Origin of the sequence: Pseudomonas sp. GM_Psu_1, assembly GCF_026544185.1 — a bacterium.
Lineage (GTDB): Bacteria > Pseudomonadota > Gammaproteobacteria > Pseudomonadales > Pseudomonadaceae > Chryseomonas > Chryseomonas oryzihabitans.
The window spans coordinates 104991-121988 of sequence record NZ_JALNUX010000005.1; the positions used below are offsets into that span (position 1 = coordinate 104991).

Below are 16998 nucleotides of genomic sequence, written 5' to 3' on the forward strand. Positions count from 1 at the left end.
ATGGAATTGCTGGTAGAGGTCAAAGACCTGCGCGTGGTCGCCCAGGGCGAAGACGGCAGCGAAACCACCATCGTCAAGGACGTCGGCTTCAACCTGGCCAAGGGCGAGGTGCTGGCGCTGATCGGTGAATCCGGCTCGGGCAAGACCACCATCGCCCTGTCGCTGCTCGGCTATGCCCGCGCCGGCTGCCGACTGGCCGGCGGCTCTATCCGCGTCGGCGACACCCAGGTGCTGGAGCTGGATGCCGCGGGCCTGCGCCGGCTGCGTGGCCGCACCGTGGCCTACATCGCCCAGAGCGCGGCGGCGGCCTTCAATCCGTCGCGGCGGCTGATGGAGCAGATCATCGAAAGCGCGCTGATCCATGGCGTGCTGACGCGTCGGGAAGCCGAGGCGCGGGCGCTGCAGCTGTTCAAGGAGCTGGCGCTGCCGGATCCCGAGCACATCGGCCAGCGCTATCCGCACCAGGTCTCGGGCGGGCAGTTGCAGCGGCTGATGGCGGCCATGGCACTGATCACCGATCCGACCCTGGTGATCCTCGACGAACCCACCACGGCGCTGGACGTCACCACCCAGATCGAGGTGCTGCGCGTCTTCAAGCAGGTGGTGCGCGAGCGGGGCGTGACCGCCATCTACGTCTCCCACGACCTGGCCGTGGTGGCCCAGATGGCCGATCGCATCCTGGTGCTCAACGGCGGCGAGGTCTATGAGAATCGCCGTACCGAACGCCTGCTGGCCAGCGCCCGCCATCCCTATACCCGCAGCCTGCTGGCCGCGGCCCGGCCGGAACCCCTGGCGGAACGTGGCCTGCCCACCGTGGAGACCGCCGCCCCGGTGCTGGAGGTCAAGGACCTGGTGGCCGGCTACGGCCCCGTCGGCGCCGATGGCCTGCCGCGCTATCGGGTGCTGGAGGGCATCGACCTGCGCATCGGCGCTGGCCAGGCTCTGGGCGTTATCGGCGAATCCGGTTCGGGCAAGTCGACCCTGGCGCGGGTGATCGCCGGCCTGCTGCCGCCGGCCCAGGGCAGCGTGCGCCTGGGTGGCGAATTGCTGCCGCCCGGTCTGGACGGCCGCACCCGCGAGCAGTTCCGCCGGGTGCAGCTGGTCTACCAGAATGCCGACACGGCGCTCAATCCGGCCCACAGCGTGGAGCGCATCCTCATGCGTCCGCTGGAGACCTATCACGCCTTCGACAAGGCTACCCGCCAGCGCAAGGTCCGCGAGTTGCTCGACCGGGTACAACTGCCGGCCAGCCTCGCCAGCCGGCGTCCGGGCGAGTTGTCCGGTGGCCAGAAGCAGCGGGTCAACCTGGCTCGGGCACTGGCCGCCGAACCCGAACTGATCCTCTGCGACGAGGTCACCTCGGCGCTGGATACCGTGGTCGGCGCCGCCATCCTCGATCTGCTCGCCGAATTGCGCCGTGAGCTGGGGCTGGCCTATCTGTTCATCAGCCACGACATCTCCACGGTGCGCAGTCTCTGCGACGAGGTGCTGGTGCTCTATGCCGGCCAGCCGGTGGAGCTGGGTACCCCGACCACGCTGCAACATCCGCCGCTGCATCCCTACACCGAGTTGCTCACCGCCTCGGTACCGGCGCTGCGCCAGGGCTGGCTGGAAGAGCAACCCATCCGTACCGCGGTCCCCCTGGTTTCGTCGCCGCCTGCCAGTGGCCGGCTCTGCAGCTTCCTGCAGCGCTGCCCGGTACGGCTCGAAGGCCGTTGCGACCGGGTGCCGCCCCGGCCCCAGACCCTTGCCGGGGGCAACCGCATCCTCTGTCATCATGATGGCGAGACCCTGCAGCGCCTGCAGGGTGGCGCCCTGCTGCACACCCAAGGAGTTCGCGCATGACTTCCCGCTTTCAGCGACTCGGCGAGACCGGCCGGTCCCAGGTCAGCCTCAGCGTCGATGGCCTGCCGGTCACGGCGCTGGCCGGCGACACCCTGATGGTCGCCTTGCTGGCCAATGGTCCGGCACTGCGCCGGTCGGAATTCGGCGACGAGCGCCGCGCCGGTTTCTGCCTGATGGGCGCCTGCCAGGATTGCTGGGTCTGGACCGCCGACGGCGAGCGCCTGCGCGCCTGCGGCACCGAGGTCCGCGAGGGCCTGCAGATCCTCACCACGCAACCGGAGGCGGTATGGAATCGGGCCTAACGAAAGGGGGCGGCAACCCGCCGCGGGTGGTCATCGTCGGGGCCGGTCCGGCCGGCGTGCGCTGCGCGGAAACCCTGCTGGCTGCCGGCATTACCCCGGTGGTGATCGACGAGAATCGCCGCGACGGCGGCCAGATCTATCGGCGCCAGCCCGAGGGCTTCCAGCGTCCCTATGCCACTCTCTACGGCAGCGAGGCGGGCAAGGCCGAAAGCCTGCACCGCACCTTCGACGGCTTGCGCGGACGCCTCGACTACCGCCCCGACACCCTGGCCTGGCATCTGCACGAGCGCACCCTCTACACGGTGCAGGGCAATCGCCAGCGCACCCTGGACTTCGATGCCCTGGTGCTCTGTACCGGGGCCGGTGACCGCCTGCTGCCGGTGCCGGGCTGGAACCTGGCCGGTACCTATACCCTCGGTGGCGCCCAGATCGCCCTCAAGGCCCAGGCGGTATCCATTGGCCGGCGGGTGATCTTTCTGGGCAGCGGCCCCTTGCTCTACCTGGTCGCCGCCCAATACCAGCAGGCCGGCGCCACGGTGGCCGCGGTCCTCGACACCGCGCCGCTGCGCCTGCGCGCCCAGGCCACGCCCAAACTGCTGGCCCGCCCGGGCGTGGCCTGGAAGGGCGTGCAACTCATGGCCTCGCTCAAGCGCGCCGGGGTGCCGCTGCACTTTGGCGTCACCCCGCTGGAAATCCTCGGCGATGCCGAACAGGGCGTGCGCGGCGTAGCCTTCGCCGATGCGCGTGGCCTGCGCCAGGAGGTGGCGGGCGACGCCGTGGGCCTGGGTTATCACCTGCGCCCGGAAACCCAGTTGGGCGATCTCGCCCGCTGCGCCTTCGAATTCGAGCTCGCCACTGGCCAATGGGTGCTGCAACTGGATGCCGACGGCCGCACCTCCACGCCGGGGGTCTATGCCGCCGGCGATGGCGCCCGGGTACGGGGCGCCGACGGGGCGGAGCTGGCCGGGCAACTGGCCGCCTGCGCGGTCCTGACCGATTTCGGTCGCACCCCGCCCGCTGGCCTCGCCGAGCGCTGCCGCGAGGCGCTGACGGTGCAGGAGCGCTTTCGCCTGGGCCTGGCCGAGGCCTTTCCCTGGCCCGCGAAACAGATGGCCAGCCTGCCGGATACCGCGGTGGTCTGCCGCTGCGAGAGCATCACCGCCGGAGAGTTGCGTGCCGTGGTGCGCGAGAAGGGTGCCCAGGAAGCCAATCGGGCCAAGGCCTTCAGTCGCGTCGGCATGGGTCGCTGCCAGGGTCGCTATTGCGCCCAGGCCGGCGCCGAGATCATCGCCGCCGAATCCGGGGTGCCGGTGGAAACCGTTGGCCGCCTGCGCGGCCAGGCACCGGTCCGGCCATTGCCGCTGGGCATCGTCACCAGCGAAGAGGAGCTTTCGTCATGAACCAGACCGCCAACCGCGCGGACGTCATCGTCGTCGGCGCCGGCATCATGGGCAGCGCCAGCGCCTTCTTCCTGCGCCGCCGGGGCCTGTCGGTGCTCCTGCTGGAGCGCGACCAGGTCGGGCGCTTCGCCAGCGGCACCAATTTCGGCAACGTCCGCCGGCAGGGCCGCTACCTGACCCAGGTGGCGCTGTCCAACCGTTCCCGCGGTATCTGGGGTCGCCTGCCCGAGTTGATCGGCGATGACCTGGAATTCATCCCCGGCGGCCACTTGCGGGTGGTCTACGATCCCGGCCGCATCGCCATGCTGCACGAGTATGCCCGGGCGCCGGAGACCGCCGCCCTCGATCTGCAGGTGCTCGAAGGCGCGGCCCTGCACGAGAAGTTTCCCTACCTGGGCCCCGAGGTGGTGGCCGGCTCCTATGCGCCCCACGATGGCCATGCCAATCCGCGCCTGGCCGCGCCGGCCTTTGCCCGCGCCGCGGTGCGCGAGGGCGTCAATCTGCAGGAAGGGGTGGAGATCACCCAGGTCACCAAGCCGGATGGCGATTTCCTGGTGCAGGCCGCCGACGGCCGCCGTTATCGGGCGCCGCGGCTGCTGATCACCGCCGGAGCCTGGGGCAGTCGGCTGTCGAGCCAGTTCGGCGAGCCGGTGCCCATCGAGACCCATGGCCCCCAGATGGGCGTCACCGAGCCCTTGCCCTATGCCTTCAAGGAAGCGGTGGGCGTCTCTTCACCGCTGGTGAGCGAGACCATCTACTTCCGCCAGATCCCGCGCGGCAACGTGATCTTCGGCGGCTGCTTCCGCTCCCGCCCGGATCTGGACACCCGTCTGGCCCGCGCCGAGCCCCACGGCCTGCTCAATCAGCTCACCCAGCTGCGCCGCCTGGCGCCGGCCCTGGCCAGGGTCAACGTGATCCGCACCTGGAGCGGGGTGGAAGGCTATATCGCCGACGACCTGCCGATCATGGGCCCGAGCAGCCAGGTGGAGGGTCTCTATTACGCCTTCGGCTTCTGCGGCGCCGGCTTCCAGCTCGGCCCGGGGGTGGGCGACACCATGGCCGAACTGATCGCCACCGGCCGTACCGAGACGCCGCTGGCGGCCTTCGACATCGGCCGCTTCGCGCAACCCCGCAGCGAGAGTCTCGCCGGATGAACAGCCAGGACCTGCTGCGCACCCTGATCGGCTTTCCCACCGTTTCCGCCGACTCCAACCTGGCGCTGATCCAGCATGTGCAGGGTCTGCTGGAGGCTGCCGGCATCGCCTGCCGCCTGGTGCTCGACGAGAGCGGGCGCAAGGCCAATCTCTTCGCCAGCGTCGGCCCGAGCGACGTGCCCGGCGTGCTGCTCTCCGGGCATACCGACGTGGTGCCCGTGGCCGGCCAGGCCTGGACCCTGCCACCGTTCGAGGGGACCCTGAAGGACGGCCGGATCTATGGGCGCGGTGCCTGCGACATGAAGGGCTTCGTCGCCTGCGCCGTGGTGGCCCTGCTGGCCGCCGCCCGGGGTGAGCCCCTGAAGCGACCGCTGCAATTGGCCCTGTCCCACGACGAAGAGATCGGCTGCGTCGGGGTGCGCCGCCTGCTGGATGTGCTGGAACTGGCGCCGGTGCGCCCCTTCCTCTGCATCGTCGGCGAACCCACGGACCTGCAGGTCGCCCTCGGCCACAAGGGCAAGGCCGCGCTGCGCGCCCACTGCCATGGCCAGGAGGGCCATTCCTCCCTGGCGCCGCTGCACGTCAACGCCATTCACCTGGCCAGCGACCTGGTCGGCGCCCTGCGCGCCAGCCAGCGGCGTCTGGCGGAAGAGGGCGCCCACGACGCGGCCTACGACATTCCCTACACCACCCTGCATGTCGGGCGGATCGATGGCGGCAAGGCGCTGAACATCGTGCCCAACCTCTGCACCCTGGACTTCGAGATCCGTCACCTGCCGGCGGACGATCCCGCCATCCTGGTCGCCGCGCTGCAGGAAACGGCGGACAGCCTGGTCCGGGAGGCACGGCAAACCTCGGACAAGGCCGCCATCGAGATCGAGACGGTCAACGCCTATCCGGGCCTGGATACCCATCCCAGCGTCGAAGCCGTGCGCTTCCTGCAGACCCTGGTCGAGCCGGGCACCACCCCGCTCAAGGTGGCCTTCGGCACCGAGGGTGGCCTTTTCGCCAGCCGGCTGGACACCCCGGTGGTGGTCTGCGGTCCGGGCAGCATCGAGCAGGCGCACAAGCCGGACGAGTATGTCGAACTGAGCCAGCTCGCTGCCTGTGACGCCTTGCTTGGGCGGTTGCGGGTGGCCCTGGGTTGAGGCCACCCGGTCTCTTCAGTAGCCCCGCTGGCGATCCACCAGACCCTGCATGGGCTCACCGCGCTGATGGCGGCGGATATTGTCCAGCAGCACGGTGAACGCCGTTTCCGGCACCGTCATGGCGCCCACGTGGGGCGTCAGCCAGATCCGCGGATGCTGCCAGAAGGGATGGTCGACTGCCGGCGGTTCCGGCTCCACCACGTCCAGCACCGCCTGGCTCAGCTGACCGCTGTCCAGCGCCGCCAGCAGGTCGGCTTCCACCAGCTGGGCGCCACGGCCGAGGTTGATCAGGCTGGCGCCGCGGGGCAGGGCGGCGAACAGGCGGGCGTCGAGGATGCCGCGGGTCTCCCCGGTTAGCGGCAGCAGGCAGATGAGGATCTCGCAATCGGCCAGGAACGCCGGCAGCTGCTCGGCGCCGGCATGGCAGCGCACCCCCGGCAGCTCATGGGGCGAGCGCGACCAGCCCGAAAGCTGGAAGCCGAAGGTGGCGAGCCGCTCCAGCACCGCCTGGCCGATCTGGCCCAGACCCAGCACGCCGACGCGTCTGTTGTTCGCCGTTACCAGGGCATGTTCCTGCCAGCGTCCCGCGGCCTGCTGGTCGAGATAGAGGGGCAACTGGCGATGCAGCGCCAGCACCATGAGGGTGGCGTACTCCACCATGCCGGCGACGATGCCAGGATCCAGCATCCGCACCACGGGCAGCGCTGGCGGGAACAGGTTCAGGTCGAACTGGTCGACGCCGGCCGAGGTGGCGAACAGCACCTCCAGGTTGGGAAAGCGGTTGGCCAGGTCTTCCGGCGGTTGCCAGCAGGCCAGGTAGCGGACTTCTTCGGGATTGCCCACGTCCGGCCACTGGCGGAAGGCGATATCGGGCGCGCGTTCCTGGAACAGGCGTCGCCAGGCCTGGCCACGTTCGGGATCGGCCTTGTAGAGCAGCGTCATGGGGAGGTCTCCGGCAAAGCTCAAGGATGGCGCAAGCGTGCGGTAGTTTGTCCCGAATTCTCCGCTGCCGCCGCCATGATCGGTGGTGCGGTGGAAACTGCGCCGCATCTGGGAAAAACGGCAGCTTCTGTGCCGGCCCAGGGCGCAAACGCCATAACCCCGGTGCCCTGCGAGTCGATACTGGCCGGGTCCGCGGCGCCCCTGCCGCGCCGCTCGACACGAGGATCCGCCATGCCCTTGCTGCACTATTGTCTGCCGCCCGGTGACCGCCAGCTGCCCCGGGCGCTCCAGCCGCTGCACGATGATCCCCTGGCCGCCGGTCGCGAATTGCACCTGCACGATGGCCGCCTGGGCTATGTGATGGGCAGCGCCGTCGCCCATTCCGCCGATTGCCGGCTGGACGACTACCCCTGGGTGGAAGTCAGCCTCATCGAGGCCGGGGAGTTGCAGCTGGAATGGGAGGGGAATGCCCTGCACCTAACGGCCGGCGATGCCTTCATTTTGCCGCGTGGCCTGAGCTGCCGCTGGCGTCACAGCGGCGAATTGCGGCGTCTGTTCATGGCCTTTCCCGGCCGGGCCAGCGAAGGCCCCATGCCTCAGGCACCCGTGCTGCTGGATCCCTCGGCGCCGCGCGAACCCTCGCCGCCGCCAGCGGCCAGCGTACTGCTCAGTCCCGAGCCCACGGCCACCGGCTGCGACCTGTTCGAAAGCGGTGGCGGGGCCCTGCGGGTCGGGATGTGGGAGTGCACGGCCTATACGCGCAAGGCGGTGAGCAATCCCCACTGCGAGCTGATGCTGCTCTATGCCGGCGCCGTGACCCTCACGGTCGAGGGCGAAGCGCCCTGCACGGTCAACGCGGGCGAGGCGGTGCTGGTACCGGCGGCAACGGCCATGGCCTGGGACAGCCGGGAGCGGGTGCGCAAGCTGTATTGCATCCTGCGCTGAGAAGAGGGCGCTCCGGCAGCGGGATGCTGGCGGAGCGCCGCGGCGAGGGAGGTCAGCCGGCCTTGATCAGGCTGCGCAGCGGCAGGGCGTTCTTGACCACCGGCGATTTGATGACGATGTAGCTGAAGTACTTCTCGATGCCGACGTTGCGGTCGAGGATGGATTCCATCAGCTCCTGGTAGTGGCCGATGCTGCTGCACATGAAGCGCAGCAGGTAGTCGTAGCCGCCGCTGATGAGGTGGCATTCGAGGATCTCGTCGACCCCGCGGATGAAGGACTCGAACTTCACGAAATCGGCGCGCTTGTGGTCGGAAAGGGTGACCTCGGTGAAGACCGTCACCGAGTTGGCGATCTTGGCGAGGTTGACGTGGGCTTCGTAGCCGCTGATGTAGCCGGCCGCCTCCAGACGCTTCACGCGCTGCAGGCAGGGGCTGGGGGAGAGGCCCACGGCTTCGGCGAGACTGACATTGGTCATCCGGCCATCCTTCTGCAGTTGCACCAGGATGTTGATGTCGATGCGGTCCAGTTTTGTTGCGGCGTCCATCGTCGTTCCTCGCAGTCGTGAACGTCAGGCTAGGCACGCAGGGCGGTCTGATGCGCATGCACCAGGTCGGCGAGACTCGCGTACTCGCACCGCGTGCCATCCAGGGCCTGCCGTGAAAGGTTCCAGGGCCGCGAGCGATCACGGCGCAAGGTACACAGCGGAAAATCCACCAAGGGGTTCCAGGGGTCGTCCGGTTCGCTGCCTCTTATCGGCAGCAGATCCCCGCGCGCCAGGCCAAGCTCCTCCAGGGTGTTGTCCAGCGCCAGGCGCAGATCGCCGCCGCGGTTGGGGATCACGGCGGCGAACACCTCGGGCAGCCGCGCCGTGACCGCTGCGGCGTCGCCGTCATCGGGCGAGGCCAGCAACACCAATCGATAGAACTTGCTCAGGTACTGCAGCGCGCCCGGCGCATCCTCGAACACCGGCCAGCACGACGTGGCGTTTCCAAAGGCCACGCTGGCATCCAGGTCGGCTTCCTGCTGCAACTCTTGCGCCAGACGCTGGTGGATACGCAGGTGCAGACTGGTCTGGCTGGCGTTGGGCGTGGCCTGGCGCAACTCGCGGGCGAGGCGGTGATAGCTGCCGAGCAGCCAGTCGGGATGGGTGCTGAGGCCCGCCTGCGCCACAAGGGGGCGCAGGGCTTCGAGGATGCCCCCTTCGCGGTCGACGAGGGTGCCGTAGCAGGAAAAGCCTAGGGCCTGGTAACGCGTGATTCTCATGGTCGGTTTCCCCTTGGCGCCGCTCTGCCGATGCCAGGCGGCGTTACGTTCAACCTCAGGCACCGGCCTGGGCGAGGGCTTGGCCGAACATGTGCAAGGCTTCGGCCAGTTGCGCCTCGGTGGTCACCAGCGGTGCCAGGAAGCGGATGACGTTGCGTTCGACACCGCACTTGATCACCAGCAGGCCCGCGTGGCGGGCGCCGTCGATGACCTGCTGGGCGAGGGCAGCGTCCGGGCTGTGGCCATCGGCGCCGACCATCTCCACCGCCAGCATGAAGCCGCGGCCGCGCACCTCGCCGATGCGTGGATGCCGTCGCTGCAGCGCGAGCAGACCGCTGCGCAGCTGCTCGCCGAGGGCGACGCCACGGGCGACCAGGTCCTCTTCCTCGAATACGTCCAGCACCGCCAGGGCCGCGGCGCAGGCCAGGGCGTTGCCGCCATAGGTGCCGCCGAGACCGCCGGGCAGGGGCGCGTCCATGATGGCGGCGCGCCCGACCACTCCGGAGAGCGGCAGGCCACCGGCCAGGCTCTTGGCCACCGTCACCAGGTCGGGCTGGACGCCGGTCTGCTGGAAGGCAAACAGGCTGCCGGTGCGACCGAAGCCGGTCTGGATCTCGTCAGCGATCAGCACGATGCCGTGCTGGTCGCAGAGGGCGCGCAGCGCCTGGAGGAATTCCACCGGCGCCGGGCGGAAGCCGCCGTCGCCCTGCACCGGTTCGATCAGAATCGCGGCCACCTGGTCGGGCGCGACCTGGGTGGCGAAGACCTCGCGCAAGCCGGCCAGGGCCTGCTGGCTATCCACTCCGCGGAAGGCATCGGGGTAGGGCGCGTGGTAGATGTCACCGGGGAAGGGGCCGAAGTTCTGCTTGTAGGGCTGGGCGAAGCCGGTGAGGGTCACGCCGAGCAGGGTGCGACCGTGGAAGCCGCCGCGAAAGGCGATCACCCCGGGCCTTTTGGTGTGGGCGCGGGCGATCTTGATGGCGTTTTCCACGGCTTCGGCGCCGGAGGTCAGCAGCAGCGTCTTGTAGGCTTCGCCGTTGCCGATGAGGGTGTTGAGACGATTGGCCAGCTCCAGGTAGGGCTCGTAGGCCATTACCTGGAAGCTGGCGTGGGAGATCTCCCCGACCTGACGGCGCACGGCCTCCACCACCCGTGGGTGGTTGTGACCGACATTGAGCACGCCGATGCCGCCGACGAAATCGAGGTAGCGGCGACCGTCCACGTCCCAGACTTCGCTGCCCTGGGCGCGGGCCACCACGACGGGATGGGCGGTGATGATGCCGCGGGGAACGCCTTGTTCGCGAAGACCCAGCAGGCGGTCGGTGGCTTTGGCAGCGGAATTCATGCAGCGATACTCCAGGCAGGGGCGAGAGTTCCAGCCTACGCAGGCCGCAGGGTCGGTAACGCTGAAGTTGCCGGCCCCGGCATCGTGATCGGCTGTTTTGCTTGGGGGTGGCGGCATTTTCGGTTGCCTGCCGCCGGTGGCTTTCAGTCGAGGCCGCCGAGGTGCCAGGCCTTCACTTCCAGGTACTCGTCCAGCCCCAGGTGCGAGCCTTCGCGGCCCAGGCCGGATTGCTTCACTCCCCCGAAGGGCGCGACCTCCATCGACAGGGTGCCGGTGTTGAGCGCCACCATGCCGAATTCCAGCTGCTCGCCGACACGCCAGGCGCGGCGCAGGTCCTGGGTGTAGTAGTAGGCGCCCAGGCCATAGGGCGTGGCATTGGCCAGCGCCAGCGCCTCGGCTTCTTCGCGGAAGCGGAACAGCGGCGCCACCGGGCCGAAGGTCTCCTCGCGGGCCAGCAACATGTCCGCCGTGGCGCCGGTGAGCACCGTGGGGGCGACGAACTGGTCGCGACCGCTGGGCAAGCCGCCGAACAGGGCCTTGGCGCCCTGGGTCAGGGCATCGTCGACATGACGCGCGACCTTGTCCACCGCCAGGCGATTGATCAGCGGACCGAGGGTCACGCCGGCCTCCAGGCCGTTGCCCACCTTGAACTTGGCCACCTCGGCAGCGAGCCGCTCGGCGAAACGGTCGTGGATGCCGTCCTGCACCAGGATGCGGTTGGCGCAGACGCAGGTCTGGCCGGCGTTGCGGAATTTGCTCTGCAGCACCCCGGCGATGGCGAGATCCAGGTCGGCGTCATCGAAGACGATGAAGGGCGCATTGCCGCCCAGTTCCATGCTGGTGCGCTTCACCGTGGCCGCGCACTGCGCCAGCAGCAGCTGGCCGATGCGCGTGGAGCCGGTAAAGGACAGCTTGCGCACCGCCGGATTGCCGGTCAGTTCACCGCCGATGCCGGCGGGCATCCCGGTGACCACGTTGAATACGCCGGGCGGAAAGCCGGCGCGATCGGCCAGCTCGGCTAGCGCCAGGGCCGACAGCGGGGTGAGATCCGAGGGCTTGATCACCACCGGGCAGCCGGCGGCGAGCGCCGGGGCGGCCTTGCGGGTGATCATGGCGTTGGGGAAATTCCACGGGGTGATGGCGGCAGCGACCCCCACCGGTTGCCGCAGCACCAGCACCCGGCGATCCCGGGCCGGTGCGGGCAGGATGTCGCCAAAGCTGCGTCGGGCTTCCTCGGCGAACCATTTGACGAAGCTGGCGCCATAGGCGATCTCGCCACGGGCCTCGGCCAGTGGCTTGCCCTGTTCCAGGGTCATCAGTAGGGCCAGGTCTTCCTGGTGCTCCAGCATCAGCGTATGCCAGCGCTCCAGCAGCGCGGCGCGTTCGGCGGCCGGACGCTCGCGCCAGGCCGGCCAGGCCGCTTCCGCCGCGGCGATGGCACGGGCGGTTTCCCCAGCCTCCAGGGCGGCGACCTGGGCGAGGGTCTCGCCGGTGGCGGGGTTGTCCACGGCAAAGGTGGCGCCGTTGTCGGCGGCGATCCAGTGGCCATCGACATAGGCGGAAGCTTTGAACAGGCGGGGATCCCGCAGATCGAGGTGCAGCGGCATGGTGGCGCTCCCAGTGGCAGGTCAGGCCCTGAGTCTAGGGAGGGGTGGCGGTGGCGAATGCCGAAATCGACCGCTGTGAACCGGTGCCGAACGCGTTCGCGGCGACGTTGCCGCACTTTGTGCGGTGGCTTCCTGGCCGGCCGCTAGTGAGGGTCCGCGCCCGCGTCCAGCCCCTTCACCGCCAGGTCGAGGAAGTTGGCCAGCGCCTGGAGGCGGGCACTGCGCTGTTTGCGGGCGGGGACCAGGAGGGTGATGGGCGCGCTGTCGAAGCGCCACTCCGGCAGCAGCCGGACCAGGGCGCCGCGTGCGATGGCATCGGCGACGTCCCACTGGGAACGCAGCACGATGCCCAGACCCTGTTCGGCCCAGCGGCGGGCCACGCTGCCATCGTTGGTGAGCAGCGCCGGTTCGATGCGCAGCGTCTGGCGCTCCTGGTCGTTGCGCAGTTGCAAGAGGGTCACGTCCTCGTCGTTCTCGCGGATGCAGATGCAGCGGTGCTGCAGCAGCGCCCTGGGCCCCTGCGGCAGGCCGTGCTGCTCCAGGTAGGTCGGACTGGCGCACAGCCAGCGTTCGTTGTGGGCCAGGGTCTTGGCGATCCAGGAGCTGTCGTCGATGGCGCCGATATGAATGACCGCATCGCTGTCGTGCCGGTCGGGCCAGGGGGTCTCGCGCAGGTCCAGTTGCAGGCGCAGCTGCGGATGCAACACGGCGAAGCGCGCCAGCAGCGGGGCGATGCGCTGGCGGCCGTAGCCGAAGGGCGCGGCGAGGCGCAGGGTGCCCACCAGCTGCCGATCCTGGCGGGCGAAGGTGTCGGGCAAGGCCTCCAGGCGTTCGAGCAGTTCGCTGCATTGCTGGGCGAAGCGCTCGCCGTCGGGGGTCAGGCTCAGCCGCCGGGCATCGCGATTGGCCAGGGCCACCCCCAGCCGTGCCTCCAGTTTGCGCAGGCGGGTGGAGAGCGCGGGCGGCGAGACGTTGAGGGCGCGCGCCGCTGCGCTGAGGGAATCACAGCGGGCCAGGAGTACCACCAGGCGCAGGTCTTCGATGGCGATCATTAATCTGGACTAAAGGAATCCATCAGCAGGATTGAATCACAGGTTAACGAAGGGCGGCTACAGTTCGCCCATCGCCCACCGGTCGAGTCCTTGCCATGACCCTCTCCCTGCTCACCCTCGATACCCCTGCCGCGCTCATCGACGAAGCCCGGATGATGCGCAACATCCACCTCATGCAGGCGCGCATGAACGCCCTCGGCGTCCGCCTGCGGCCCCATGTGAAGACCAGCAAGAGCGAGGCGGTCATCCGCCGGCAACTGGCGGCGGGCGCCCAGGGCGTGACCGTCTCCACCCTCCAGGAGGCCGAGGCCTGTTTCGCCCTGGGCATCACCGACGTGCTCTACGCCGTGGCCATTGCCCCGGCGCGGCTGGAACAGGTCAGCACGCTGCGGCGGCAGGGTTGTCGGCTAGGCATCCTGACCGACAGCCTGGCCGGGGCCCAGGCCATCGTCGCGGCCGGCCAGCGCTACGACGAAGCCTTCGAGGTCTGGCTGGAGATCGACTGCGATGGACATCGCGCGGGCCTGCAACCGGACGATCCCCGGCTGGTGCAGATCGCCGAGCTGCTGAGCGCGGGCGGCATGCGCCTGGCGGGGGTGCTCACCCATGCCGGCTCCAGCTACGAGCTGGACGACCCCCAGGCGCTGCAGGCCCTGGCCGAGCAGGAGCGCGCCTGTTGCGTGGCGGCGGCCGAGCGGCTGCGTGCCCAGGGCCTGGCCTGTCCGCAGGTCAGTATTGGCTCGACGCCCACGGCGCTGTCGGCCCTGGATCTGACCGGGGTTACCGAGGTCCGCGCCGGGGTCTACGTCTTCCAGGACCTGGTGATGCATAACGTCGGCATCTGCCAGGCCGAGGATCTGGCGCTGAGCGTCCTGACCACGGTGATCGGCCATCAGGTGGAGAAAGGCTGGGTGCTGGTGGACGCCGGCTGGATGGCCCTCAGTCGCGACCGGGGCACCCAGCGGCAGCGGCGTGACTTCGGCTATGGCCAGGTCTGCACCCTGGACGGCCGCTGGCTCGAAGGGGCCCTGCTGACCGGTGCCAACCAGGAGCATGGCATCGTCAGCTTCGCCGGGGGCTGCCCAGATGATCTGGAGCAGCGCTTCCCGGTGGGCAGCCGCCTGCGCATCCTGCCCAACCATGCCTGCGCCACCGGCGGCCAGTTCGAGCGCTATCACGCCGTGGACGCCAGCGGCGCGGTCACCCCCTGGAGTCGCCTGCATGGCCGCTGATACGCGTTTCATCCAGACCGCGGCCGCGGCGCTACCGGGCGGCCACTATTCCCAGGCGGTGGCCTACCAGGGGCTGCTCCATGTATCCGGGCAACTGCCGGTACGACCCGACGGCAGCCATGCGGTCGCGGCGAGTTTCGCTGAGCAGGCCCAGATCGCCCTGGACAACCTCTGCGCCATCCTGGCCGCGGCAGGGCGGGGGCCGCAGGATCTGCTCAAGGTGACCGTCTATGTTGTCGGCATCGAGCACTGGCCTACCTTCGACCGCCTCTATGCCGGATTCCTGGGCGAACACTGGCCGGCGCGGGCGGTGGTGCCGGTGCCGCAGTTGCACCATGGTTATCTCGTCGAGATCGAGGCGCTGGCGCGCGCCGACTGATCGCCCGTCGCCATCTGGGAGCTCCCCTCATGCTGCTGGACCCTTCGTTGCAAACGTTGATCGATCCCCAAGTGACCCGCTGCTGTTATCTCGCCGGCCGCTGGGTGCCGGTGCCTGGCGCCGCCCGGGCCACGGTGACGGATCCCGCGACCGAACGCGCGCTCGCCGAGGTGGCCCTTGGCGGCGCCGCGGAAGTCGACCAGGCGGTGCAGGCCGCCCGCGGCGCCTTCGACGCCTGGTCCGGGCAGACGCCGGCCGCTCGCGCCCAACGGCTGGAGCGCCTGCAGACCCTGCTGGCACAGCGTGCCGACACCTTCGCCCAGGTGATTTCACGGGAGATGGGTGCGCCCCTCGCCGCGGCCCGGGCCCTGCAGGTGCCCCTAGCCCTGGAACACCTGCGCGTGGCACGCGAGGTGGTGAGCGACTACGCCTTCGAGCGCGCCGACGGTGCCTTGCGTCTCAGACGTGAGCCCATCGGCGTCTGCGCGCTCATCACGCCCTGGAACTGGCCGCTCTACCAGATCACCGCCAAGGTCGCGCCGGCGCTGGCCGCCGGCTGCACGGTGGTGCTCAAGCCCAGCGAGCTGGCGCCGCTGAGCGCCCTGCTGTTCGCTCAGGCGGTTCATGACGCAGGGATCCCGGCAGGGGTGTTCAACCTGGTCAACGGCGACGGCCCCACCGTCGGCGCGGCGCTGGCCGAGCATCCCGATGTCGACATGATTTCCATCACCGGCTCCAATCGCGCCGGGGTCCAGGTGGCCCAGGCCGCCGCCCTTACGGTCAAGCGCGTGACCCAGGAACTGGGCGGCAAGTCGCCCAACCTGCTGCTGCCCGATGCCGATCTGCCGGAGGCGGTGGCCAAGGGCGTGCTGGCGGCCTTCCGCAACAGCGGCCAATCCTGCAGCGCGCCGACGCGGATGCTGGTGCCTCAGGCCCAGTTGACCGAGGTGGAGCGCCTGGCGGCAGCCACCGTGGCGGGCCTCGTGGTCGGTGACCCCCAGGCGCCCGCGACGACCCTCGGCCCGCTGGCCAATGGCGCCCAGTTCGCCCGGGTGCAGGCGCTGATCGAGAGCGGTCTGGCGGAGGGCGCCCGGATGGCTGCACCACCGGCTTCTATGCGCGCCCCACGGTGTTTTCGGCGGTCACCTCGGGGATGCGCATCGCCCAGGAGGAAATCTTCGGGCCGGTGCTCTGCCTGCTGCCCTACAGCTCGCTCGACCAGGCCATCGCCATCGCCATCGCCATCGCCAACGACAGCCGCTATGGCCTCAGCGCCCACGTCCAGGGTCGGGACCCCCACCAGGTCGCCGCGGTAGCGGCCCGTCTGCGCGCCGGGCAGGTCCATCTCAACTATCCGGCCTGGAACCCCTGGGCACCCTTCGGCGGCTACAAGCGTTCCGGCAACGGGCGCGAATATGGCGTCCACGGCCTGGAGGAGTACCTGGAGACCAAAGCGATCCTCGGCCACTGAGGGTGTCAGGCGAACAGCGGATTGTCCCTGAGCGCCGCCACCGCCAGGTCGATGAAGGCCCGTACCTTGGCCGGTGCCTGGCGGCCTTCGGGGTAAATGAGGTGGATCGGCAGCGGCGCTTCCTCGTGCTCGGCGAGAACGATCTGCAGCGCACCTTCGGCCAGGGCCGGCGCGATCTGGTAGTGCAGAACCCGGGTGAGGCCGCGACCGGCCCTGGCCGCGCTGATGGCGGCCTCGTTGGTGTTGCAGTGCAGCAGCGGATCGACGCTCACCCGTTGCCCACCGGCAAAGCGCCATTCCGGTGATGACCAGGCGCTGTGGGACACCAGGATGCGGTGCTCACGCAGCGCGGCAGGGGTAGCGGGCACGCCCTGGGCCTGCAGATAGGCGGGGGCGGCGCAGACCACCCGGCGCACGCGGCCGACCTGGATGGCGGTGAAGCCCGAATCGGGCAGGTGACCGATGCGCAGGGCGACGTCCATGCCTTCCTCGACGATGTTCACCGGCCGGTCGACGAAGAAGGTGCGGGCGCGCATCTGCGGATAGCGCTCGAGATAGTCCAGCAGCAGCGGCAGCACGTGCAGCTGCCCGAACAGCAGCGGGGCGGTGATGGTCAGGGTGCCGACCGGCTTGGCGTAGTGGCCGGCCGCGGCCAGCTCCGCCTCGGCGATGTCGGCGAGGATGCGTCGGCAATCCTGCAGGTAGCGGGCGCCGGCTTCGGTGGGCCTGACCGAACGGGTGGTGCGCACCAGCAGGCGCGCGCCGACCAGCTCCTCCAGCGCCGCCACCAGGCGGGTCACCGCCGGTGCGCTCAGGTGCAGCTCCCGGGCGGTACGGGCGAAACTCTCGGTTTCCGCCACCTTCACGAACACGCGCATCGCCTGCCAACGATCCATCTGCCTCGCCGTCCTGT

The 16998-nt window shown here is 69.6% G+C and carries 15 protein-coding genes and 1 pseudogene; 9 read left to right on the plus strand and 7 right to left on the minus strand.

What is annotated here, in order from left to right:
• Genes OXS31_RS10070 through argE form a run of 5 tightly spaced genes read left to right on the plus strand, consistent with a single transcriptional unit; the run spans position 1 to position 5849 of the window.
• Positions 1-1845, plus strand: a complete 1845-nt coding sequence (locus OXS31_RS10070; RefSeq protein ID WP_267398838.1) for an ABC transporter ATP-binding protein — start codon at positions 1-3, stop codon at positions 1843-1845.
• Positions 1842-2147 (plus strand): (2Fe-2S)-binding protein, encoded by a 306-nt coding sequence (locus tag OXS31_RS10075; RefSeq protein ID WP_144954069.1) that lies wholly within the window; start codon positions 1842-1844, stop codon positions 2145-2147. The genes OXS31_RS10070 and OXS31_RS10075 overlap by 4 nt, the downstream gene beginning before the upstream one ends.
• Positions 2132-3547, plus strand: a complete 1416-nt coding sequence (locus OXS31_RS10080; protein WP_267398839.1) for an FAD/NAD(P)-binding oxidoreductase — start codon at positions 2132-2134, stop codon at positions 3545-3547. The genes OXS31_RS10075 and OXS31_RS10080 overlap by 16 nt, the downstream gene beginning before the upstream one ends.
• Positions 3544-4701, plus strand: a complete 1158-nt coding sequence (locus OXS31_RS10085; protein WP_108581778.1) for an FAD-binding oxidoreductase — start codon at positions 3544-3546, stop codon at positions 4699-4701. Before OXS31_RS10080 ends, OXS31_RS10085 begins: the two co-directional genes overlap by 4 nt.
• Entirely contained in the window at positions 4698-5849 is a 1152-nt protein-coding gene (gene argE / locus OXS31_RS10090) for an acetylornithine deacetylase (RefSeq protein ID WP_267398840.1), read from the plus strand. Before OXS31_RS10085 ends, argE begins: the two co-directional genes overlap by 4 nt.
• A gap of 15 nt (positions 5850-5864) precedes the next feature.
• Here the strand turns inward: argE and OXS31_RS10095 are convergent, their stop codons facing one another.
• Positions 5865-6791, minus strand: coding sequence for a glyoxylate/hydroxypyruvate reductase A (locus OXS31_RS10095; RefSeq protein WP_027599288.1), 927 nt, complete (start codon positions 6789-6791; stop codon positions 5865-5867).
• 231 nt (positions 6792-7022) lie between these two features.
• On the opposite strand from OXS31_RS10095, the gene OXS31_RS10100 reads away from it, so the two are divergent.
• Positions 7023-7736 carry a cupin domain-containing protein gene (locus OXS31_RS10100; RefSeq protein ID WP_267398842.1) on the plus strand — a complete coding sequence of 238 codons (714 nt, stop codon included), beginning with the start codon at positions 7023-7025 and terminating at the stop codon, positions 7734-7736.
• Between the two features lie 52 nt (positions 7737-7788).
• Here OXS31_RS10100 and OXS31_RS10105 read toward each other — a convergent pair whose 3' ends face one another.
• The 5 genes from OXS31_RS10105 to OXS31_RS10125 form a co-directional block, all read right to left on the minus strand.
• On the minus strand, positions 7789-8280 hold the full coding sequence (locus OXS31_RS10105) for a winged helix-turn-helix transcriptional regulator (protein WP_007161776.1): 492 nt from the start codon (positions 8278-8280) through the stop codon (positions 7789-7791).
• 29 nt (positions 8281-8309) lie between these two features.
• On the minus strand, positions 8310-8999 hold the full coding sequence (locus OXS31_RS10110; RefSeq protein ID WP_145247535.1) for a haloacid dehalogenase: 690 nt from the start codon (positions 8997-8999) through the stop codon (positions 8310-8312).
• A gap of 55 nt (positions 9000-9054) precedes the next feature.
• Positions 9055-10344, minus strand: a complete 1290-nt coding sequence (gabT, locus tag OXS31_RS10115; protein WP_042134251.1) for a 4-aminobutyrate--2-oxoglutarate transaminase — start codon at positions 10342-10344, stop codon at positions 9055-9057.
• 143 nt (positions 10345-10487) lie between these two features.
• Positions 10488-11951: an NAD-dependent succinate-semialdehyde dehydrogenase gene (locus OXS31_RS10120; protein WP_267398847.1), complete on the minus strand. Its 1464-nt coding sequence runs from the start codon at positions 11949-11951 to the stop codon at positions 10488-10490.
• Between the two features lie 143 nt (positions 11952-12094).
• Positions 12095-13003: a LysR family transcriptional regulator gene (locus OXS31_RS10125; protein WP_267398849.1), complete on the minus strand. Its 909-nt coding sequence runs from the start codon at positions 13001-13003 to the stop codon at positions 12095-12097.
• A gap of 95 nt (positions 13004-13098) precedes the next feature.
• Here OXS31_RS10125 and OXS31_RS10130 point away from each other — a divergent pair, with 95 nt between their 5' ends.
• The 3 genes and pseudogenes from OXS31_RS10130 (at position 13099) to OXS31_RS10140 (ending at position 16085) form a co-directional block, all read left to right on the plus strand.
• Positions 13099-14235 (plus strand): DSD1 family PLP-dependent enzyme, encoded by a 1137-nt coding sequence (locus OXS31_RS10130; protein WP_267398850.1) that lies wholly within the window; start codon positions 13099-13101, stop codon positions 14233-14235.
• Positions 14225-14614 carry a RidA family protein gene (locus tag OXS31_RS10135; RefSeq protein WP_042134245.1) on the plus strand — a complete coding sequence of 130 codons (390 nt, stop codon included), beginning with the start codon at positions 14225-14227 and terminating at the stop codon, positions 14612-14614. The genes OXS31_RS10130 and OXS31_RS10135 overlap by 11 nt, the downstream gene beginning before the upstream one ends.
• A 29-nt stretch (positions 14615-14643) precedes the next feature.
• Positions 14644-16085 (plus strand): annotated as a pseudogene (locus tag OXS31_RS10140) (aldehyde dehydrogenase family protein).
• A gap of 5 nt (positions 16086-16090) precedes the next feature.
• Here OXS31_RS10140 and OXS31_RS10145 read toward each other — a convergent pair.
• Positions 16091-16981, minus strand: a complete 891-nt coding sequence (locus OXS31_RS10145; protein ID WP_267398851.1) for a LysR family transcriptional regulator — start codon at positions 16979-16981, stop codon at positions 16091-16093.
• Between the last annotated feature and the right edge of the window lie 17 nt (positions 16982-16998).